Source organism: Micromonospora sp. NPDC005291 (assembly GCF_040607415.1).
Taxonomy (GTDB): domain Bacteria; phylum Actinomycetota; class Actinomycetes; order Mycobacteriales; family Micromonosporaceae; genus Micromonospora.
The window spans coordinates 133,006-153,503 of sequence record NZ_JBEXGR010000007.1 but is presented as its reverse complement, the minus strand read 5'-3'; the positions used below and the strand labels follow the sequence as shown (position 1 = coordinate 153,503).

Here is a 20,498-nt window from a genome sequence, read left to right as displayed (position 1 = left end):
TCGCCACGGCCGACGGCAGGTTTGGCATCCCACCGCCGGCCTCTGCGTCAGCCAGCGGAGTTGATCGGTACGTTCTTCGCGTCGGCGGTGACCGCCAGCCCTTCCGGCAGCGGCCGGACCTCCCGGACGGCGAGCTGGAACGGCAGGTCGGGTAGGGGCACGTCGACGGAGATGCCCTTGGCGTAGTTGTTCAGCAGGGCGCGTGCCAGCGGCAGGTTCGGCAGGCCCGCGGCGTCCAGGTCGTTGAAACGCAGGGCGACGGCACCGTTGTCGGCGACGGTGACGTCGGCGGTGCCGCTGACGGTGAGCTTCTGACCGAGGATGTCGACGGGGGCGGTGACGGCGAGCTTGCCGTTCTGCTCGCCGAGAGTGAGCCCTGGGCGGTTCAGCAGCGCCGCGAGACTGTCGTAGCTGATCGTGCCGGCGCCGTTGACGGTGTCCGCCACGACGTCGCCCTTCCCGGTACGCAGGGTGTCCAGCGAGGCCCGCACGTTGCGGGCGGTCACGTCCAGCACCGGCAGCCGCACGGCGTCACCCTCCACCGAAGCCTGCACGTCGCGCAGGTTGATGGTGATCTTCTGGTAACGGCCGTCGAGCACCTGGGTGAGGAACGGGGTGCCGGCCACTTCCACATCGGGCTCGGCCGACTGCGCACCCTGCTTGGTGACCTCCTGGCTGACCCGCTTGGCGATTTCCCGCTCGGCCACCCCGACCGCCACCCGGTCGGCGACCACCAGCAACCCGGCCACCACCAGGAGCAGGACGAACAGACCGATGAGCAGCTTGCGACCGCGCCGTCGGGGCCGCGCCTCGTCCGCTGGATAGTCCTGCGCCACGCCGCCTCCTGTCTCCGCCCGCCGCATCGCGACGGTCGTCCATACCGGTTGCCGCAGGGCGGCGCACCCGTAGGTACCCGACCTGCTCCAGGCTCAACCGTGACTCAGAGGAAGAGCATGCACATGGCGTACGCGGCCGGCGCCGCCAGGGCGAAACCGCCGAGCGGGCCCTGCATGTGCCGAGCCACCCACATCGTCGGCGGTTCGCCGGCCATCAGCCGGCCCGCCTCCGCGTACCCCACGGCGAGGTCGGAGAGGACGGCGGTGACCGCCGCGACCAGGCCGATCACGGCGGCCCGGGTCGGCGTGAAGGGAGCCACCAGGTAGCTGCCGAGGAGCGCGCTGGTCAGCGTGCCGGCCATCGCGCCGGCCACCACACCAGCGGCGCCCCGGGGCACCTGCGGGGCCAGCCGGGGCCAGGGCAGCACCGCGTCAGTGAGCCGGGCGACGGTCAGCGCGACGCCGCTCGCGGTCAGACAGACCGTGATCGCCTGGGTGCCGGCGGGGATCCGGCTGAGCACGATCAGGGTGCCGAAGGCCACCACCCCGACCACGATGAGCAGCGTGGCGCCGAGTGAGTCGGTGACCCGGACCCGGTCGACCCGGCGGACCAACTGGCCGAGCACCGCAGCGAGGAAGCCGCCGGCGGCCAGGTAGCCCAGCGGGGCCAGGCCGGCGATGTCGGTCTGCACCGCGGCGATGTCCACGAGCGCCGCGACCGCGGCGCTGATCCCGGCGACCACCAGCAGCGCGGGCGGGCGCATGGCGATCGTCCAGGCGAGCACGAACAGCAACTGGACGCCGAAGATGATGAAGGCGAACGGCAGCCGGTGACCGGGGCCCGACGTCTGTGCGCCGAGCACCAGGCCGACACCGAGCAGCGCGGCGAAACCGGCGATGGTCAGCGCCAACTGGCGGCGCACCTCGACCGGGGGTACGACCTCCTCCTCCGGCTCGTCGATCTCGTCCTCGGATCGACGGGCCGGCTCGCCGGCACGACGGGCACGACGAGGCCCACCCCGTTCGCGGCGCTCGCCGTCGGTGGTGGCCGGACCGGTACGCGGTGCGGGCGGGTGGCCGCGGGTCGGTGCGGCGGCCGGGCCCGGATGGGGCCCGGCGGGCCACGATTCGCGGCCGGCCTCGGGCGAGGTGGAGGAAAACACGACCTGATCGTGCCAGACCGACGGCCCGACGCGGTGGTCACGGGTTTCAGCAACGTTAAAACCTGGGCCACGATCAGGGGCAAGCTAGACAAACGGGAAATGGCCTGGCAGCGCGGCCGAGGCGATCGGTTACGCTCAACCCGTTACCCGCCCGTCAGCGACGCCGGGACCACGCAATTTCTCAGCGCACTCCATTGTGAGTGTGTCTGGTCGCGTGCGGCCCGTGGCCGCCGGGACGGAGGTGATCGTGGAGATCCTGCTGCTGGTGACCGCGCGCGCAGGGGAACCGTCGGCTGTGCTGCCGGCACTCGACCTGCTGCCGCACTCGGTCCGTACCGCGCCGCGCGACGTCCGCACCCTGGTCGCGGGCCCCAGCCCGGACGCGGTGCTGGTGGACGCCCGATCGGAGTTGAGCGAGGCTCGCGCGACCTGTCGGATGTTGCACGCCACCGGGCTCGGCGTGCCGCTGGTCGCGGTGGTGACCGAGGCCGGCCTGATCGCATTGAACGCCGACTGGGGTGTCGATGACGTCATCCTTGCCTCGGCCGGCCCCGCTGAGGTTGAGGCGCGGCTGCGGTTGGCAGTGGGCCGGCTGAGCAACGCGACCGCCGGTGCGGGCGGTTCGATCCGGGCCGGCGAGCTGACCATCGACCCGGACACGTACGCGGCCAAGCTCAAGGGTCGCCCGCTCGACCTCACCTACAAGGAGTTCGAGCTGCTGAAGTTCCTGGCCCAGCACCCGGGTCGGGTGTTCACCCGGGACCAGCTCCTGCGCGAGGTCTGGGGCTACGACTACTTCGGCGGCACCCGCACCGTGGACGTGCACGTCCGGCGACTGCGGGCCAAGCTCGGCTCGGAGTACGAGTCGATGATCGGCACCGTTCGCCAGGTGGGCTACAAGTTCGTCGTCCCGCCGTCGCGATCGCTGGCCGAGGCGGAGCACGCGCCGCTGCCTGTCTGATCCGCGGGTCGTCCTGGACGATTTCCCATATGCCCTTTTTGCGCAGCTTGGCAGTTCTATTCTGACTGCCGGGTTTGTCGGAGAAAGGGGTGACGGTGCGCGCACTGACCACGGGGGCGACGGGCCGGCCTGACCGGCCAACCAGGCGGAAGCCGTGACGCGGGGCAACTCGACCGCGAGGGCGGCGACGATCGTGACGCTGGTGCTGGCGGGGCTACTCGGCTCGGCGTACGTACTGGGCCGCAGTCTCGTCCCCGACCGGACCCAACGCCACTCCACCGGTGTCACCACGACCGCCGACGGGCCGCACTACGCCGACCAACCCAGCGGTGGTGAGCCGACCGGAGTTCCGAGCGGCAGCGCCAGCGCCAGTACCGGCCCTGCCGAGGCCGGTCAGGACGGGACGGGAAGTGACGCCGGAGGCGACAAGCTGTTCGGCGCGCACACCACCACTGGCTCCCCAGGGCTCGCGCTGACCTTCGACGACGGGCCAGACCCGCGGTACACCCCGCAGGTGCTTGCCACGCTGCGCGAATACGACGTCAAGGCCACGTTCTGCGTGGTGGGCGAGAACGCCCAGGACCACCCGGACCTGATCCAGGCGATCGTGGCCGACGGGCACACCCTCTGCAACCACTCCTGGCAGCACGACGTCTCGCTGGGCAACCGGTCGCCGGACCAGATCCGTGCCGACCTGAGACGCACCAACGCGGCGATCCGGGCGGCGGTACCGGACGCGCCGATCGTCTGGTACCGGCAGCCGGGCGGTGCCTGGACGAACCCGGTGGTGTCGGTGGCGCGGCAGCTCGGCATGACCCCGCTGCACTGGTCGGTCGACCCGTCGGACTGGGAGCTGCCCGGTGCCAGCAAGATCACCGCGACGGTGGTGTCCCAGGCCGAACCGGGCTCGGTGGTACTGCTGCACGACGCCGGTGGGGACCGGCAGGGCACGGTGGACGCGCTGCGGCGGATCCTGCCCGACCTGACCGCGCGGTTCGCGCTGGAGGCACTGCCCGTCAACCCGACGTGAGCCGGGCGACAGCCTCCACACCACGCACTGCCCGCTCGGCCTTCCCGCTCAGACTCCCTGCTCAGACTCCCCGCCGCGCTGCCCGTCCTCTGCCCGTCCCTCGGGACGTAGGGCTTGGTGTGCTGCCTTTGGGGCTGATGTCATAGACGATTCAGCCCGCCAGGCTGGCGTTTCCTGTCCGGCGCCACAACCCGCGTCACGGACACCGCCGCAGCCTCGACTCAATGCCGGCCGCAGCCCTACCCGGCCAGCGACGGAGCGGCCTCACTCGGCAACGCCGTGGCTTTACTCGGCGACGGTCCGAGCGTCACGGCACGCAGCGGATACGGTGGCGGGATGAGCAGCGCGGAGCCGACCAGCGACCAGGTGACCCGGACCGACCGACTGGCGCCGGCGGAGATCGCCGACGTGCTGACCCTCGCCAGTTCCGCGGGCGACACCGACGGCGCGAACCCGCTCGACGAGCACGTCCTGCTCCGGCTGCGTGACCCGGACGCCCCGGCACTGCACCTGATCGCCCGCGCCGACGACGGCACCCTCACCGGGTACGCGCACCTGGACACCACCGACCCGGTCGGCGGGATCGGGGTCGAGCTGGTGGTGCACCCCGCGTACCGGCGGCGGGGCACCGGTCGGGCGCTGGCCCGGGGTGTGCTCGCCTCGGCCACCGGGCCGCTGCGGGCGTGGGCGCACGGCGACCACCCCTCGGCCGCGGCGCTCGGCGTCGACCTCGGGTTCACCCGGGCGCGGGTGCTCCTGCAGTTGCGCCGGCCACTGGCCGCCCCGCTGGGCGAGCCGCGCCTGCCCGACGGGGTGGCGCTGCGCGCGTTCCAGCCCGGGGCGGACGACGCGGCCTGGCTGACCCTCAACGCCCGCGCCTTCGCCGAGCACCCCGAGCAGGGGCGGTGGACTTCGGACGACCTGCGGGTCCGCCTCGCCGAGCCGTGGTTCGACCCGGCCGGTTTCCTGCTCGCCGAGGAGACCGCGACCGGCCGGCTGTTGGGCTTCCACTGGACCAAGGTGCACGAGCGCCCGGGGTCGGCCCGGATCGGCGAGGTGTACGTCCTGGGCGTGGAGCCGACCGCGCACGGCGGCGGGCTAGGCCGGGCGCTGACCACTGCGGGGCTCGCGTACCTGCGGGACAAGTGCGGCCTCGACCGGGTGATGCTCTATGTGGACGAGTCGAACGCCGGGGCGGTCGCGCTCTACGAGCGGCTGGGCTTCGCTCGCTGGTCCGCGCACATCAACTACCACCTCGGCTGACCGCCGGTCGTCGTCGCAGCCGGATCACCGACGGGTAACGGCCGGGCGTCGGCGGGATAACGTCGAACCGGAAATATACCCATACATCCGACAGGTGTATCCGGGTTCACTTTACGGACAACTCACCCTCAGCGAGCGGTCACCTCGGCGGCCGTACGTGTTCACCTTGCGTTCACTTGCGACCGGCGAACCGGCCACCTGGCACTTCTAACTTTCGTGTCAGCCGGTCAACGCCGGTCCTCGGGCCCCGGGATCGGGGCGCCAAGTCAGACGCGAAGGGAAACCCCTCAGGTGAAGCTCCAGCGGTACGGCGCTATTGCCGGCCTCGCTCTTGCCGCGACGCTCGGCCTCAGTGCATGCGGCTCGGACAACAACGAGCCCGCCTCCGGCGCCAGCGCTTCGGGCTCGACCGCCGCGGTCGACTGCGCTACCGGCACGCTGAACGCCCAGGGCTCGTCGGCGCAGAAGAACGCCATGGCCGAGTGGATCAAGGCGTACCAGCAAAAGTGCCAGGGCACCACGATCAACTACGAGCCGACCGGCTCGGGCGCCGGCATCCAGGCGTTCATCGCCGGGACCGCCGACTTCGCCGGCTCCGACTCCGCGCTCAAGCCGGAGGAGCAGCCGCAGGCCGACGCCAAGTGCGTCGGTGGCAAGGCCATCCACCTGCCGATGGTGATCGGCCCGGTGGCCGTCGCCTACAACGTCAGCGGCGTGGACAACCTCCAGCTCAAGCCGACCACCCTGGCGAAGATCTTCGCTGGCAAGGTCACCAAGTGGGACGACGCGACGATCAAGGCCGACAACCCGGACGCCAAGCTCCCGGCGACCACCATCCAGACCGTCCACCGCTCGGACGAGTCGGGCACCACCGACAACTTCACCAAGTACCTGTCGAAGACCGCTGAGGCGGACTGGACCCTGGGCAACGCCAAGGCGTGGAAGGCCCCGGGCGGCACCGGCGCCAAGGGCTCGGACGGCGTGGCCAGCTCGGTCAAGGGCGCCGACGGCTCGATCGGCTACATGGAGTGGTCGTTCGCCGAGAACGCCGGTCTGAAGATGTCCAAGATCGGCAACGGCAACGGCGAGTTCGCCGCGCTGACCGCCGAGGCCGCCGGCAAGACCATCGCCGGTGCCGCGGTCGAGGGCCAGGGTGACGACCTCAAGCTGAAGATCGACTACAACACCAAGGAGGCCGGGGCCTACCCGATCGTCCTGGCGACGTACGAGATCGTCTGCAGCAAGGGCCTCGCAGCCGACAAGCTGCCGCTGGTCAAGGGTCTGCTGGGCTACGCGGCCAGCACCGAGGGCCAGGCTGCCATGACCGAGCTGGGCTACGCCCCGCTGCCGGAGAGCGTCCGCACCAAGGTCGAGGCCGCAGTCAAGAACATCTCCTGACCGACACCACTCCGCAATCGAATCGAGCGAGCAGATGGGTGAAACCCCTCACCGCTCGGCCGACGCCGGCACCGGCGGGACGCGCGTGACCCAGAGTCACGAGTGGCCCGCCGGTGCCTCGGCGCGTGTGGCCGAGGCACCAGTCAGCACCCGTTCCCCGGGCGGCGCCGGGCTGGGCGGCGGCGGCGCGCTGCCGCGCAGCCGGAAGTTCGGCGCCGAGCGGGCCTTCCGCGGTCTCACCCTGGCCGCCGGCACCGCCGTTCTGGTCATCATCGCCGCCATCGCGATCTTCCTGGTCGCCAAGGCGGTGCCGGCCCTGCGTGCCAACACCGAGAACTTCTGGTCCTACGAGGGCTGGTCCCCCAACGAGACGCAGCCCAAGTTCGGCATCGGCACGCTCGCCTTCGGCACCGTGCTCAGCTCGGCGCTGGCGCTGCTCATGGCAGTGCCGGTGGCACTCGGCATCGCGCTCTACCTCTCGCACTACGCGCCCCGCCGGCTGGGCACCGCGCTCGGCTTCCTGGTCGACCTGCTCGCCGCCGTGCCGAGCGTGGTCTTCGGCCTCTGGGGGCGGGACATCTTCATCAACCCGGTCCGGGACTTCTCGGTCTGGCTGAACGAATACTTCGGCTGGATCCCGATCTTCGGCGGCGACGGCCCGTTCGGTAAGTCGATCATGTTGGGCGCCCTGGTGCTCGCGATCATGGTGTTGCCGATCATCACCTCGCTCTCCCGCGAGGTGTTCCTCCAGACGCCGACCGCGAACGAGGAGGCCGCCCTCGCCCTGGGCGCCACCCGCTGGGAGATGCTCCGCACCGCAGTGCTCCCCTACGGCCGTCCCGGCATCATCGCCGCGGTGATGCTCGGCCTCGGCCGGGCGCTCGGCGAGACCATCGCCCTGGCGCTGACCCTCGGCATCACCTTCGGCATCTCGTTCAACCTGATCCAGAACGGCGGCAACACCATCGCCGCCAACATCGCCAACGCGTTCGGCGAGGCGAACGAGACCGGCCGGGGCGCGCTGATCGCCTCCGGCCTGGTCCTGTTCACCATCACGCTGATCGTCAACATCACGGCGCGCGCGATCGTCTACCGCCGCCGGGAGTTCACGGAGTCGGCCGCATGACCACAACCGTCACCTCCCACCGCACCCGTCCGCCGGCCCAGCCCTCCTCGCTGCGGGCTCGCCGGCTGCCCTGGTACGCCGCACCGGTCATCGCCGTGGCGGCCCTGGCGCTCTCCGCCGTGCTCGTCTACGGCACCGACATCGGCGGCCCGGTCCTCGTGGTCGTCCTGGCCGCCGTGCTCTACCTGGCCGGGCTCTTCGCCGCGGCCAACGCGGTCGAGGGGCGCCGGTCGGCCCGCAACCGCACCTGGAGCGCGCTGATCCACTCCGCGTTCGTCCTGGCGGTACTGCCGCTCGTGTCCGTGGTCTGGACGCTGGTCAGCAAGGGCGCCGAGCGGCTGGACGTCAATTTCTTCCAGACCTCGATGAACAACATCGGGGCCCGCGACGCCAATGGCGGCGCGTACCACGCGATCATCGGCACGCTGGAGCAGGTCGGCATCGCCACCCTGATCACCGTGCCGCTCGGCATCCTCTGCGCGATCTACATCGTCGAGTACGGCCGGGGCAAATTCGCCTTCGCGATCCGGTTCTTCGTGGACGTGATGACCGGTATCCCGTCGATCGTCTCCGGCCTCTTCGTGCTGGCGTTCTGGGTGCTCGTCGTGTCGCCGTGGTTCAACGACGGCCGGCCGAGCTTCTCCGGCTTCGCCGCCGCGCTCGCGCTGAGCGTGCTCATGCTGCCCACCATCGTCCGGTCCACCGAGGAGATGCTCCGCCTCGTCCCGGCGCCACTGCGCGAGGGCGCGTACGCGCTCGGCGTACCCAAGTGGAAGACCATCCTGCGGGTGGTGCTGCCGACGGCGCTGCCCGGCATCGTCACCGGCGTCATGCTCGCCATCGCCCGCGCGGCCGGCGAGACCGCGCCGGTGCTGCTGGTCGCCGGCGGCGGCGCCGCGATCAACACCAACCCCTTCGAGAACAACCAGTCGTCGCTGTCCCTCTTCGTCTACCAGCAGGCCGGTGACGCGTCGAGGTACGCGCCGGCACGGGCGTGGACCGCGGCACTCACCCTGGTCGCCCTCGTGCTCATCCTGACGATCGCGGCGAAGCTGCTGGCTCGTCGCAACAGGCTCAGCCGATGAACCCCGGAGGTACCACCATGGCCAAGCGCGTCGCAGCCTCGAACGTCACCGCCTACTACGGCGGCTTCAAGGCGATCGAGAACATCAACCTGACCGTCGAGCCGAAGACGGTCACCGCCCTGATCGGCCCGTCCGGTTGCGGCAAGTCCACCTTCCTGCGGTCCATCAACCGGATGCACGAGGTGCTGCCGGGGGCCCGGGTCGAGGGCAGCCTGACCATCGACGAACAGGACATCTACGACCGGGACGTGGACGTCACCGCGGTCCGGCGCATGATCGGCATGGTCTTCCAGCGGCCGAACCCGTTCCCCACCATGAGCATCTTCGAGAACGTGGTGGCCGGCCTGAAGCTCAACGGGGTCCGCAAGAAGTCGATCCTGGAGGACGCGGCCGAGAAGGCGCTGCGCTCGGCGAACCTGTGGGACGAGGTCAAGGACCGGCTGGGCAAGCCCGGCGCGGGCCTCTCCGGCGGCCAGCAGCAGCGGCTCTGCATCGCCCGGACCATCGCGGTCGAGCCGCAGGTCGTGCTGATGGATGAGCCGTGCTCGGCCCTGGACCCGATCTCGACGCTGGCGATCGAGGACCTGATGTTCCAGCTCAAGGACAAGTTCACGATCATCATCGTGACGCACAACATGCAGCAGGCCGCCCGTGTGTCGGACCGGACCGCCTTCTTCTCGATCGAGAAGACCGGCGACCCGGGCCGGCTGATCGAGTACGACAACACCCAGAAGATCTTCAGCAACCCGAGCGTGAAAAAGACCGAGGACTACATCACGGGCCGCTTCGGCTGACCCCCTCCCCCTCCCCCTCCCCCTCCCCTCCCCCTCCCCTCCCCCTCCCCACCTCACACGGCGTCGATCTAGGGAAGATCGCTGTGTTCAAAGATCCACTGACAGCAACAAGCCCTAGATCGACGGGGTGTGGGGGCGCGGCGCGGCGGGCGGGGCGGGGCGGGCGGGTGGTCAGCCCAGTAGGAAGCGGGGCTCGCCGTTCGGCGGGAGGTCCAGGCGCGGGGCGACCGGGGTGGCGGCGTCCCGGTCGGCCGCCGTCCGCGCGACTCCGGCCAGGTCGCCGGCTGCCGCCACCTGGGCCAGCGTGACCAGGGTCGGCGGCAGCATGGTCAGCTCGCCGGCCTCGGCCCGGGCCAGCGCGTCCGCCGGCCGGATCCACAAAGTGTGGTCGGCCTCGCCGGAGACGTCCCGGGTCCGTTGCCCCGCGGGCAGCAGGGCCACGAAGAAGTACGTGTCGAAGCGGCGCGGCTCGAACTCGGGGGTGATCCACCGGCTCCACGGCAGCAGCAGGTCCGATCGAAGCGTGAGCTGGCGGTCGGCGAGCAGCGCCGCGAAGCCCAGCCGGCGCCCTTCCAGGTCTTGGCGGGCCGCCTCCCAGTCGTCGCCGCTGACGTCGCCCACCACGGTCGCCTGGTCCGGGCCGGCGAGCAGCACACCGGCCTCCTCGAAGACCTCCCGGGCGGCGGCGCAGACCACCGCCTGGGCGGCGTCCGGGGCCACTCCGAGCCGGGCCGCCCACTCGTTCGGTGAGGGGCCCGCCCAGCCCAGGTGTGCCTCGGAGTCGGAGCGGTCCACGCCGCCGCCGGGGAAGGCGTACATCCCGCCGAAGGTCATGGCGGCGACCCGACGGATGACGTACACCTCGAAGTCGGTGTCGGTCGGGCGCAGCAGCAACACCGTGGCCGCGACCCGGGGCACCGCCGGGATGCCGCCCTCGGCCTGGAACCGGCGGGCGTGCTCGACCAGGGCGGCCGGGGCGGCGAAGCCATCGCTGTCGATCGTCATGCCGCGAGCCTAGTTGCCGAAGACGCGGCGATCGGGGCGCGCCCAGCCGTGATCGACTCCGTATCGGCGATATCGCGGTATCCCGCCACCAGGACACCCCCACCTCGCCGACACGGAGTTGATCAGGGGCACGCATCCAGGCAAGCCTGGCCGGCTGGCCGGCGGTTCACCTGGCTCGGCTAGCGTTCCAGCATGACTCGTTGGGGCATCCTGGCCACCGGCCACATCGCCAGCCGTTTCGCTGAAGACCTCCGGCTGGTGCCGGACGCCGAGCTGGTCGCGGTCGGCTCCCGTGCCGTCGAGAGCGCGCAGCGCTTCGCCGACACGTACGGCGCGAAGCGCGCGTACGGCTCCTGGGTGGAGCTGGCCGCCGACCCGGAGGTCGACGCGATCTACGTGGCGACCCCGCACTCCGCGCACTACGAGGCGGCGATGACCTGCCTCACCGCTGGCCGCGCGGTGCTGCTGGAGAAGCCGTTCACCCTCGACCTGGCCAGCAGCACCGAGCTGGTGGACACCGCCCGCGCCGCCGGGGTCTTCCTCATGGAGGCCATGTGGATGCGGACGAACCCGCTGATCCTGCACGCGGCCGAGCTGATCGCCGAGGGTGCGATCGGCACGGTGAGCGGCGTCCGGGCCGACTTCGGGGTGTCCGGGCCGTTCCCGCCGGAGCACCGGATGCGGTCCGCGGCACTGGGCGGGGGCGCTCTGCTCGACCTGGGGATCTACCCGATCAGCCTGGCCCACCTGCTGCTGGGAGTGCCGCAGCACATCCGGTCCTGGGCGCAGCTCGGCCCGGAGGGGACGGACGAGAACACTGGGATCCTGTTCGGCTACGACACCGGGGCGCTGGCCACACTGAGCTGCGGCATGGTCGGGGCGAGTGAGCTGTCCGCCTCGATCACCGGCAGCGCGGGCCGGATCGACCTGCCGGAGCCGTTCTTCCGGCCGACTTCGCTGACCCTGCACCGGGCCGGCGCCGAGCCGGAGACGATCGCCGCCGACGGGGTCGGCAACGGCTACCAGTACGAGGCGATCGAGGTGCAGCGCTGCCTGGCGGCGGGGCTGACCGAGAGCCCGCTGGTGCCGCACGCCGCCACCCTCGAGGTGATGGCGCTGCTGGACACGGTCCGCGAGCAGATCGGCGTCCGGTACGTCTAAGCAGAGAAGGCCCCTTGTCACGGCGACCGTGACAAGGGGCCTTTCCTGAAACGGCGGTCAGCCGAAGAGCGGCCGGACCAGCAGGTAGGTGAGGCAGGAGATCAGCGCGGCGGCCGGGAACGTGACGATCCAGGCGATCACGATGTTGCCGGCGACGTTCCAGCGGACTGCGGAGAGCCGCTTGGTCGCGCCCACGCCCATGATCGCCGAGGTGATGGTGTGGGTGGTGGAGATCGGTGCCTTGAGCACCAGGGCGTTGAAGTAGAGCACCGCGCTGGCCACCGTCTCGGCGGCGAAGCCTTCCGGCGGGCCCAGGTCGATGATCTTGCGGCCGAGGGTGCGGATGATCCGCCAACCACCGGCGTAGGTGCCCAGGGCCAGCATCGTCGCCGAGGTCCAGAACACCCAGCCGGGGATGTGTGTCTTGTCGTCCTGGAAGCCGCCCGTGTAGAGGGCGAGGACCACGATGCCCATGGTCTTCGCGGCGTCCTGCATGCCGTGGCCGACCGACATGGCGGCCGCCGAGGCGGTCTGCGCCCACCGGAAGCCCCGGTTGAGCTTGCCCGGCTGCCCCTTCCGGAACAGCCAGAGGATGGCCAGCATCAGCAGATAGCCGAGGGTGAGGCCGACGATCGGCGAGAGCACCATCGGCAGCAGCACCTTCACCCCGATGGTGCCCCACTGCACGATGCCGCCGGCGGACAGCAGGGTCGCGCCGACCAGGCCGCCGAAGAGCGCATGCGAGGACGACGACGGCAGGCCGAAGTACCAGGTGATCAGGTTCCAGGCGATGGCGCCGAGCACACCGGCGAAGACCACCCCGAGGCTGGCGACCCCGGTGGGCAGGGTGACCAGGCCTTCGCCGACGGTCTTGGCGACCCCGGCGCCGAAGTGGGCGCCGACGAAGTTTCCGACCGCGGCGAGCCCGAGGGCGATCCGGGGTGTCAGCGCCCGGGTGGAGACGCTGGTCGCGATCGCGTTGGCGGCGTCGTGGAAGCCGTTGGTGTAGTCGAACGCCAGGGCCACCGCGATCACCGCCAGCACGGCGATGAGTTCGGGGGACACGGGCTCAGGACTCCTTGACGGCGATGGTCTCGACGGTGTTGGCCACGTGCTCGAAGGCGTCGCAGGCGGCCTCCAGCTCGTCGGCGACCTCCTTCATCTTCAGCACCGTCAACGCGTCGTACTCGCCGGAGAAGAGGCGGACGAGCAGCTGCCGGTTGATCCGGTCGCCCTCGTTCTCCAGGCGGTTGCACTCGATCCAGTAGTCCTCAAGGTCCTTCATCGACTTCAGCCGCGGCATCGCGTCGGCGGTCAACTTGGCCTGCTGGTCGAGCACGTTCACCATCTCGTGCAGCTCGCGGGGCAGCGCCGGCAGCTCGGTCAGCCCGTACAGGTAGAGCAGGTCGCCCACCGCTTCCAGGTGGTCCATCACGTCGTCCAGCAGCGAGCCGAGCCGGTAGATGTCCTCCCGGTCGAAGGGCGTGATGAAGGTCGAGTTGATCTTCTTGTACAGGTCGTGGGTGATCTGGTCGCTGTCGTGCTCGACCTCGGTCAGCCGCTCGCTGACCGACTGCACGTCGACGCCGGGCAGGGCCAGTTCGTTCAGCAGCGCGGTGCCCCGGACCAGGTTCTGCGCGGCCCTGGTGAAGAGCTCGTAGAAGGCGCCCTCGGTGGGGCGGAAGGAAAACTTCACAGCACAGACCTCGTCGCGTCGGTGGAAGGGTGGCGGTGCCCAATGAGCGCCCGCCCGGTGAATGCTAGGAAACGGCAGAACCGCGAATTCGGCGGCCCACCCCTGGCCAGGCCTCATTCACCGCTCGTTCACCTGCTGTTCATCTCGGCCGTCCCACCCGCACCCGCTCCCCCAGCAAGCAAGCGCTCCCGCTCGTGCGCCACGTCGAAATCGGCAGCCGGATACCCCAGATCAAGCGTGTCGAACGTCTCCCTCAACAGGTGGGCCACCGCCCAGTCCCGGTACCACTTGCGGTCCGCCGGCACCACGAACCAGGGCGCGGCGTCCGTGGCGCACCTGCTGAGAGCCTCGGCGTACGCGGCCTGGTAGTCGTCCCACCGGGCCCGGGAGTCGACGTCCGAGGGGTTGTACTTCCAGTGCTTGTGCGGGTCGGTGAGCCGTTCGAGCAGGCGCTTACCCTGCTCGGCGTACGAGATGTGCAGCATCACCTTGATCAGGGTCACGCCGTCCCCGGTCAGCTGCCGCTCGAACGAGTTGATGTCGTCATAGCGGGCCCGCCAGGTCGCCTCCGGCACGAGCGAGCCGACCCGGGCGATCAACACGTCCTCGTAGTGCGAACGGTTGAACATCCCGACGTACCCCGCTGGCGGCAGCGCCCGGCGGATCCGCCAGAGGAAGTCGTGCCGCAACTCCTGCGGGGTCGGCGGCCCGAACGAGCGGATGTGCAGGCCCAGCGGGTTCATCGCGCCGGCCACTCGCTTGATCGTGCCGTCCTTGCCACCGCAGTCCATCGCCTGGAGCACCAGCAGCACGCGACGCGCCGGCCGGTCCGACCCGGCATTGGCCATCGCGAAGAGCATCTCCTGCTGCCGGCCCAGCTCGCCGCCGACCAACTCCACCTGCTCGCGGGCCCACGCCTTACGGCGCTCGCCGCGCCCCGCCGTCGCCGGCAGGCCGGGCGTGGACCTCGGGTCGATCGCGCCGAGATCCACCGGTGCGGTGACCCGCAGCAGCTCCCGGACGGAGCCGCCGTTCGGCGCCACGATCTGCCCTTGCTGGGGTGCGCTCATCCACGGATCATCGCCCACCCACAGTCCATCCGCCTGCCGAGGGCACCGCCGGGTGACGGCCGGCCGTCACCCGGGGCTGCCAGCGCGACCCGCCGGCGGCAGGATGTACGCCAGGACGGCGCCGACCGGAAAGGGTGGTGGGTCGTGCGGGACCTGGCGACGGAGTTCGAGGCCGAGCGGAGCCGGCTGCTCGCGGTGGCCCACCGGATGCTGGGCAGCCGCAGCGAGGCGGAAGACGCGGTGCAGGAGACCTGGCTGCGCTACGCCGGGGCGCTCGCCAGCCCAGCGGCTCGCGCCGAGATCCGTGAGCTGTCCGCGTGGTTGACCACCACCTGTGCGCGGATCTGCCTGGACGTGCTCCGCTCGGCCCGGGTCCGTCGGGAGGCGTACCCCGGGCAGTGGCTGCCGGAGCCGGTGGTCAGCCCGTTGGGCACGCCGTCGACCGACGGGTACGCACCCGACCCGGCGGAGCGGGCGGTCCGCACCGACCAGGTCGGCACGGCGCTGTTGGTGGTGCTGGAGCGACTCGCACCGGAGCAGCGCGTCGCCCTCGTGCTGCATGACGTGTTCGCGGTGCCGTTCGCCCGCGTCGCCGACGTGCTCGGCACCACCGAGGTGGCCGCCCGGCAGCTCGCCTCCCGGGCACGTCGGGCGGTCACCGCGCCGGACGTGCCCCGGCATACCGCGGACCCGGCCGAGCAGCGCCGGGTGCTCAGAGCATTCGTCGCCGCCACCGAGTCCGGCGAGCTGGACCAACTGCTCCAGGTGCTCGCGCCGGACGTGGTCTTCGTCGGCGACTCGGGCGGGCACTTCCCCACGGCCCGCCGGCCGGTGGTCGGCGCGAACGCGGTGGGCCGCTTCGCGCTCGGCGTGTTCGGCCGGGCCGGCCGGTACGCACAGCGGTTGGGGGTCCGGCCGGTGCTGGTCGACGGCGTGCTCGGCCTACAGACGGAGACGGTGCACAGCGACGGGCGGCCGATGCGCCTGGTGACCGCATTCGCGGTGGACCAGGGGCGGATCACCGCCATCTACAACCAGTCCAATCCGGAGAAACTGGCCGGCCTGCCGCCGCTGGGTGACGACGACCGCTGGCCACCACGCTGGTGAACCGGCCCGGCCGGGCGTGCGGCGTCAGACCACCAGGGCCAACCACTTGCGGTACGAGGTGGCGAACGGCTCGCTGCCGTCGCCGAGCGCCCCGAACAGCCGGTGGGCCGCCGCTTCGGCCTCGACCACCACGTCGTCCGGGTAGCCGAACCGGGCCCGGTGCTCGGCGAACTCGTCCTCGTCAAGCAGCTCCACGAGGCCGGTGGCCCGACGCCGGACCACGTCCAGGTCCAGGTCGATGAGGTGGACGGTGTCCTCGGATTCCCACTGGGCCGGGGTGGTGATGTCGCAGTAGACCTCGCTGGTGCGGGGCGGCGGGTTGAACATGGCCGTCCACCAGGCGCGATGCGGCACCAGCAGCACGAACGGAATCTTCTCCACCGACGGCCGGCCGTGGTAGACCGACTGGGTGCCTTCGGGCACGCCGAGCCAGACGCCGAGGTCGTCCTCGGTGAGGCGACGGGCCGGGTAGTCGCGGTGGGCGCTGCCGTCGTACTTGCGGTAGATCACTCGGACCACGTCGCTCGGCATGATTCGCACCCTAACCGATACTGCCCACGCGTCGTAGCGCGGCCGTAACCGGACGGCACCGACCACGCCGACCCGCCCAGCCGACATCGCGCCACGCGGCGGATGGGCGCAGCCGGTGTCTGCGGCGACGGGTACCGTCGCACGGTGACTCCGCCCCGCACCGCCACCGGTTCCGCCACCCCGTCGGCCCGTGCCGGGAGCCGGCGGCGGGGTGCCCGGCCCAGCGGCACGGAGCTGCTGGCGGCGGCGGTCGGCGCGGTGCCCGGCGGCGCGGAACGCCCCGGCCAGCAGCAGATGACCACCGCGATCGAGGAGTGTGTGGCCAGCCGCGAGCATCTGCTCGTACAGGCGGGCACCGGCACCGGCAAGTCGCTGGCCTACCTAGCGCCAGCGCTCACCGTGGACGGCCCGGTGGTGGTCTCCACCGCCACCCTGGCATTGCAGTCCCAGCTGGTCGACCACGACCTGCCCCGGCTGGCCGACGCGGTCGAGCCGCTGCTCGGGCGCCGGCCCACCTTCGCGGTGCTCAAGGGACGCCACCACTACCTCTGCCTCGCTCGCCTGGACAACTCCACCGAGGAGGAGCCGGAGGACACCCTCTTCGACGCCCCGGCCGCTCGTCCCGGCGGGGGGACGAAGTGGCTCGGTGAGGCGGGCCGGCTGGGCAAGCAGGTCGAACGGCTGCGCGACTGGGCCGAGAAGACGGCCACCGGCGACCGGGACGAGCTGGACCCGGGCGTCGACGATCAGGCCTGGCGGCTGGTGTCGATGCCAGCCCGGGAGTGCGTCGGGGCGACCCGGTGCCCGTTCGGGCAGGAGTGCTTCGCCGAGGCGTCGCGGGCCCGGGCCCGTGAAGCCGACATCGTGGTGACCAACCACAGCCTGCTCGCGGTCGACATGCTCGCCGACCGGCACATCGTGCCGCCGCACAAGCTGCTCATCGTCGACGAGGCACACGAGCTGGCCGACCGGGTCTCCTCCGCGGCCCAGGCGGAGCTGGTGCCGGAGCTGATCGACAGGTCCACCCGACGTGCCCGCCCTCTGCTGCGGCCGGAGACCGCCGAGGCGCTCACCGCGGCTGGCGACGCCCTCGCGGTCGGGCTGGCCGAGGCGCCGGCCGGGCGGCTCACCGCCGGGCTGCCGACGCCACTGCGGGAGGCGTGCACGCTGCTCGACGCGGCGACCCGTTCCGCGCTGGACGCGATCGGCGAGATCAAGTCCGACGACTCCGACCCGGTCCGCAAGCAGCAGGCCAAGGCTGCGCTGGACGAGCTCTCCACCACCGCGCAGCGGCTGCTGGAGGAGGCCGACCACGACGTGGCCTGGGTGGAGAAGAACGACAGCGGCAGTCGGCGGGCACTGGTGGTCGCGCCACTGTCGGTGGCCGGCACCCTCGCCACCCACCTGTACGACGAACGCACCGTCGTCGCCACCTCGGCGACCCTGGCGCTGGGCGGCCGTTTCGACACGGTGGCCCGCGCCCTCGGGCTGGACGCGCCGCCGGTCCCGGCGTCTCCGGCCGCCGCCGCGCTGGCCGCCCGCACCGGCCCGGGTCGCCCCGCCGCCGAGACGCCGGGCCGACGGCTGGCCGCCGACGCCATTCCGGGTGCCACCGTCCCGGCGACCGAAGGCCCGGGCTGGCGGTCGCTGGACGTGGGGTCGCCGTTCGACTACGCCCGGCAGGGCATCCTGTACGTCGCCGCGCACCTGCCCCGCCCCAGCGTCTCCGGGCTGCCCGAGGCTGCCGGAGAGGAGCTGCTCGCGCTGGTCGAAGCACTCGGTGGTCGTACTCTCGGGCTCTTCTCCTCCCGGCGGGCCGCGCAGCAGGCGGCGGAGCTGCTGCGCGCGCGGACCGACCTGCCGGTGCTGCTGCAGGGTGAGGAGTCGCTGCCGTTGCTGGTCCGGCGATTCCGCGAGGAGCGTGCCAGCTGCCTGTTCGGGGTGATGTCGCTCTGGCAGGGGGTGGATGTGCCGGGTGACGCGTGCCAGCTCGTGGTCATCGACCGGCTGCCCTTCCCACGACCGGACGAGCCGCTGGCGGCGGCCCGCGCCGCCGCTGTGGACGCGGGCGGGGGCTCCGGCTTCTCCGCGGTCAGCGTGCCGATCGCGGCGGTGCGGCTGGCTCAGGGCGTGGGCCGGTTGATCCGGGCGACCGGCGACCGGGGGGTGGTCGCGGTACTCGACTCCCGGCTGGAGACGGCCCGCGGCTACGGGCCGTTCCTGCGCCGCTCGCTGCCACCGTTCTGGTACACCACCCGTCCCGAGGTGGCCCGTGGCGCCCTGCAACGTCTGGCCACTTCCTGACGGCCGGGTCCTTGCCGTCGTCCCGGCTGCACGCTCCCAAGATCGCGCAACATCAAGGAAAGAGTGGCCTCCAGTCAGCGGGAGGCCACTCTTTCCAGGAAACTGCACGATCTGCACCGCGACGACGGCGCCGCGCGGTGTGTCAGGGCGCCTGCGCGGCGACGACCACGGCGTCGGGCGGGGTGTCCGGGACCGTTCGGGCGGCCAGCCGGCGGACGGCGGTGTTCAGCACTGCGATGAGCGGCACCGAGACCAGCGCGCCGGTAATGCCGGCGAGGACGACCCCAGCGGCGATGCCGATGATGACCGCGAGCGGGTGGAGGGCGACCGCCCGCCCCATGATCAGCGGCTGGAGCACGTGCCCCTCGATCTGCTGCACACCGATCACGGCACCAAGAATGATCAACGCGGTGACCGGCCCGCTGTCGACCAGCGCCACCAACACCGCCACGCCACCGGAGAGCGCCGCACCGACGATCGGGATGAACGCGCCGAGGAAGACCAGCGCGGCCAGCGGGAAGGCGAACGGGATGTCGAATACGACCAGGAAGATGCCGATGCCGACCGCGTCGATGAAGGCGACCAGCACGGTCGCGCGAACGTAGGCGACAAGCGTCTGCCAGGAGGCGCGGCCCGCGTCGTCCACCTTCCACCGGGCGGCCACCGGCAGCAGCCGGACGAGGAAGCGCCAGATCCGGTTGCCGTCACGCAGGAAGAAGAACGTCGCGAAGAGCACCAGCAGCGTGCCGGTCAGCACCTCGGCCAACGTCGCGGCGGTGCTCAGCGCACCACTGGTGAACTTCGAGGTGTTGTCGTTGATCCAGCCCTGCGCCTCGTCGATGTACCGGTTGAGCTGGGTGTCGGAGAGGTGCAGCGGGCCTGTCTTCAGCCAGTTCTGGATCTGCCGGACGCCCTCCGAGGACTTCTCGCTCAGCTCGGGCACACCGCGAATGAACTCGTTGACGACCAGCGTCAGCGTGCCGATCACCCCGGCCAGGCCACCGACCAGCACCACCGCCGTCGCCAGCGACCGGGGCAGTCGAGCCCGCAGCAGCCAGCCCACCGCCGGCGCGAGCAGCGCGGAGAGCAGCAGCGCGATGGCCAGCGGGATGATCACGATCTTGATCGTGCCGACGACCCGGAGTAGTGCCCAGGCCACCACACCGATCACGATCAGTCGCCAGCACCACGCGGCGGCGATCCGCAGACCGTGCGGGACGTCCGCGTCGTCCCGGCTGGAGGTCGAACTGTGCAGGTCCACCGGAGGCTCCGCGCCGACGACCGTGGCCGTCGGCGGTGCGGGCGGCCCCGGCACGGCTGGCGAAGCCACCCGGGCCGACTCCGACGCGTCGCTCAGCGCGTCATTCGACGAGCTCTCGTCAGCGCGGACCGACGCCCGTCCCGACTGGTAGGCACGGCGGAGCCGTCCGCGTACTCGCTCGAAGCGGCTCAAGCGCACCTCCTGGCAGAAGAAACGGTCCGCCCACAACGACAGGTCGGACAGCATACGTCCGTTCCTGACACCGTAGGGCAGTTCCGCCACACATTGCCCCGCGCACCTCCGGCGTAACCACCGGCAGCCCGTCGTCGGCCGCACGGTAGCGTCTGCGGCGTGACCGCCGACAACGATCTCGACGCCGGCCTGCCGATCCGTCTGCTGCATGACCGCGTGCTGGTCCGCATGGAGGGCAGCGAGGGCGAACGTCGCTCCACCGCTGGCATCGTCATCCCGGCGACCGCCGCGGTCGGCAAGCGCCTCGCGTGGGCCACCACGGTCGGGGTCGGGCCGAACGTTCGTGCCATCGTCTCCGGCGACCGAGTGCTCTTCGACCCGGACGACCGCTCCGAGGTCGAGCTACACGGCCGCGGGTACGTGCTGCTGCGGGAGCGGGACGTGCACGCCGTGGCCGCCGAGCGGATCGAGAACGACTCCACCGGCCTCTACCTCTGACGCACCTCCCCCAGCCG

The 20,498-nt window shown here is 71.4% G+C and carries 19 protein-coding genes; 11 read left to right on the top strand and 8 right to left on the bottom strand.

Annotation, left to right across the window (positions count from 1 at the left end; all coding sequences use genetic code 11):
* Positions 1-47 precede the first annotated feature (47 nt).
* Entirely contained in the window at positions 48-836 is a 789-nt protein-coding gene (locus tag ABZT18_RS12990; RefSeq protein WP_354994451.1) for a DUF2993 domain-containing protein, read from the bottom strand.
* A gap of 104 nt (positions 837-940) precedes the next feature.
* On the bottom strand, positions 941-1,999 hold the full coding sequence (locus ABZT18_RS12985) for a hypothetical protein (protein WP_354994452.1): 1,059 nt from the start codon (positions 1,997-1,999) through the stop codon (positions 941-943).
* A 241-nt stretch (positions 2,000-2,240) separates the two neighbouring features.
* On the opposite strand from ABZT18_RS12985, the gene ABZT18_RS12980 reads away from it, so the two are divergent.
* The 7 genes from ABZT18_RS12980 (at position 2,241) to pstB (ending at position 9,656) form a co-directional block, all read left to right on the top strand.
* Complete coding sequence (locus ABZT18_RS12980; RefSeq protein WP_197699417.1) at positions 2,241-2,960, top strand: response regulator transcription factor; 720 nt, start codon at positions 2,241-2,243, stop codon at positions 2,958-2,960.
* Between the two features lie 154 nt (positions 2,961-3,114).
* Positions 3,115-3,990, top strand: a complete 876-nt coding sequence (locus ABZT18_RS12975) for a polysaccharide deacetylase family protein (RefSeq protein ID WP_354994453.1) — start codon at positions 3,115-3,117, stop codon at positions 3,988-3,990.
* A gap of 336 nt (positions 3,991-4,326) precedes the next feature.
* Positions 4,327-5,253, top strand: coding sequence for a mycothiol synthase (mshD, locus tag ABZT18_RS12970; RefSeq protein ID WP_354994454.1), 927 nt, complete (start codon positions 4,327-4,329; stop codon positions 5,251-5,253).
* 291 nt (positions 5,254-5,544) lie between these two features.
* Positions 5,545-6,651 carry a phosphate ABC transporter substrate-binding protein PstS gene (gene pstS, locus ABZT18_RS12965; protein WP_354994455.1) on the top strand — a complete coding sequence of 369 codons (1,107 nt, stop codon included), beginning with the start codon at positions 5,545-5,547 and terminating at the stop codon, positions 6,649-6,651.
* Between the two features lie 34 nt (positions 6,652-6,685).
* Positions 6,686-7,777: a phosphate ABC transporter permease subunit PstC gene (gene pstC / locus ABZT18_RS12960; protein WP_354994456.1), complete on the top strand. Its 1,092-nt coding sequence runs from the start codon at positions 6,686-6,688 to the stop codon at positions 7,775-7,777.
* Positions 7,774-8,862 (top strand): phosphate ABC transporter permease PstA, encoded by a 1,089-nt coding sequence (gene pstA / locus ABZT18_RS12955; RefSeq protein WP_354994457.1) that lies wholly within the window; start codon positions 7,774-7,776, stop codon positions 8,860-8,862. The genes pstC and pstA overlap by 4 nt, the downstream gene beginning before the upstream one ends.
* Positions 8,863-8,879: 17 nt before the next feature.
* Positions 8,880-9,656: a phosphate ABC transporter ATP-binding protein PstB gene (pstB, locus tag ABZT18_RS12950; protein WP_354994686.1), complete on the top strand. Its 777-nt coding sequence runs from the start codon at positions 8,880-8,882 to the stop codon at positions 9,654-9,656.
* Between the two features lie 171 nt (positions 9,657-9,827).
* Here the strand turns inward: pstB and ABZT18_RS12945 are convergent, their stop codons facing one another.
* A complete protein-coding gene (locus tag ABZT18_RS12945; RefSeq protein ID WP_354994458.1) occupies positions 9,828-10,661 on the bottom strand; it encodes an NUDIX hydrolase in 834 nt (277 codons plus the stop codon).
* A 192-nt stretch (positions 10,662-10,853) separates the two neighbouring features.
* On the opposite strand from ABZT18_RS12945, the gene ABZT18_RS12940 reads away from it, so the two are divergent.
* A complete protein-coding gene (locus ABZT18_RS12940) occupies positions 10,854-11,822 on the top strand; it encodes a Gfo/Idh/MocA family oxidoreductase (RefSeq protein ID WP_354994459.1) in 969 nt (322 codons plus the stop codon).
* 57 nt (positions 11,823-11,879) lie between these two features.
* Here ABZT18_RS12940 and ABZT18_RS12935 read toward each other — a convergent pair whose 3' ends face one another.
* From ABZT18_RS12935 to ABZT18_RS12925, 3 genes are all read right to left on the bottom strand, one after another.
* Positions 11,880-12,887 (bottom strand): inorganic phosphate transporter, encoded by a 1,008-nt coding sequence (locus ABZT18_RS12935; protein WP_354994460.1) that lies wholly within the window; start codon positions 12,885-12,887, stop codon positions 11,880-11,882.
* A gap of 4 nt (positions 12,888-12,891) precedes the next feature.
* Positions 12,892-13,518, bottom strand: coding sequence for a DUF47 family protein (locus ABZT18_RS12930; protein WP_053655020.1), 627 nt, complete (start codon positions 13,516-13,518; stop codon positions 12,892-12,894).
* Between the two features lie 128 nt (positions 13,519-13,646).
* Positions 13,647-14,588 carry a PPK2 family polyphosphate kinase gene (locus tag ABZT18_RS12925; protein ID WP_355251394.1) on the bottom strand — a complete coding sequence of 314 codons (942 nt, stop codon included), beginning with the start codon at positions 14,586-14,588 and terminating at the stop codon, positions 13,647-13,649.
* A gap of 144 nt (positions 14,589-14,732) precedes the next feature.
* Between ABZT18_RS12925 and sigJ the strand changes: the two genes are divergently transcribed.
* The gene (gene sigJ / locus ABZT18_RS12920; protein ID WP_354994462.1) at positions 14,733-15,695 is read left to right on the top strand and encodes an RNA polymerase sigma factor SigJ; all 963 of its coding nucleotides are present in this window, start codon (positions 14,733-14,735) and stop codon (positions 15,693-15,695) included.
* 24 nt (positions 15,696-15,719) lie between these two features.
* Here sigJ and ABZT18_RS12915 read toward each other — a convergent pair whose 3' ends face one another.
* Positions 15,720-16,226 carry a DUF402 domain-containing protein gene (locus ABZT18_RS12915; RefSeq protein ID WP_354994463.1) on the bottom strand — a complete coding sequence of 169 codons (507 nt, stop codon included), beginning with the start codon at positions 16,224-16,226 and terminating at the stop codon, positions 15,720-15,722.
* A 102-nt stretch (positions 16,227-16,328) separates the two neighbouring features.
* On the opposite strand from ABZT18_RS12915, the gene ABZT18_RS12910 reads away from it, so the two are divergent.
* On the top strand, positions 16,329-18,530 hold the full coding sequence (locus ABZT18_RS12910) for an ATP-dependent DNA helicase (protein ID WP_355251391.1): 2,202 nt from the start codon (positions 16,329-16,331) through the stop codon (positions 18,528-18,530).
* Between the two features lie 142 nt (positions 18,531-18,672).
* Here the strand turns inward: ABZT18_RS12910 and ABZT18_RS12905 are convergent, their stop codons facing one another.
* Entirely contained in the window at positions 18,673-20,037 is a 1,365-nt protein-coding gene (locus tag ABZT18_RS12905; RefSeq protein WP_355251388.1) for an AI-2E family transporter, read from the bottom strand.
* A gap of 105 nt (positions 20,038-20,142) precedes the next feature.
* Between ABZT18_RS12905 and ABZT18_RS12900 the strand changes: the two genes are divergently transcribed.
* Entirely contained in the window at positions 20,143-20,481 is a 339-nt protein-coding gene (locus ABZT18_RS12900) for a co-chaperone GroES (RefSeq protein ID WP_354994466.1), read from the top strand.
* Positions 20,482-20,498: the final 17 nt, after the last annotated feature.

Excerpts from the sequence above, each read along its gene's own strand:
- mshD (WP_354994454.1), top strand. The coding sequence starts at position 4,327 with ATGAGCAGCGCGGAGCCGACCAGCGACCAGGTGACCCGGACCGACCGA.
- pstC (WP_354994456.1), top strand. The coding sequence starts at position 6,686 with ATGGGTGAAACCCCTCACCGCTCGGCCGACGCCGGCACCGGCGGGACG.
- pstA (WP_354994457.1), top strand. The coding sequence starts at position 7,774 with ATGACCACAACCGTCACCTCCCACCGCACCCGTCCGCCGGCCCAGCCC.
- pstB (WP_354994686.1), top strand. The coding sequence starts at position 8,880 with ATGGCCAAGCGCGTCGCAGCCTCGAACGTCACCGCCTACTACGGCGGC.
- ABZT18_RS12945 (WP_354994458.1), bottom strand. The coding sequence starts at position 10,661 with ATGACGATCGACAGCGATGGCTTCGCCGCCCCGGCCGCCCTGGTCGAG.
- ABZT18_RS12940 (WP_354994459.1), top strand. The coding sequence starts at position 10,854 with ATGACTCGTTGGGGCATCCTGGCCACCGGCCACATCGCCAGCCGTTTC.
- ABZT18_RS12925 (WP_355251394.1), bottom strand. The coding sequence starts at position 14,588 with ATGAGCGCACCCCAGCAAGGGCAGATCGTGGCGCCGAACGGCGGCTCC.
- ABZT18_RS12915 (WP_354994463.1), bottom strand. The coding sequence starts at position 16,226 with ATGCCGAGCGACGTGGTCCGAGTGATCTACCGCAAGTACGACGGCAGC.
- ABZT18_RS12910 (WP_355251391.1), top strand. The coding sequence starts at position 16,329 with ATGGGCGCAGCCGGTGTCTGCGGCGACGGGTACCGTCGCACGGTGACT.
- ABZT18_RS12905 (WP_355251388.1), bottom strand. The coding sequence starts at position 20,037 with ATGCTGTCCGACCTGTCGTTGTGGGCGGACCGTTTCTTCTGCCAGGAG.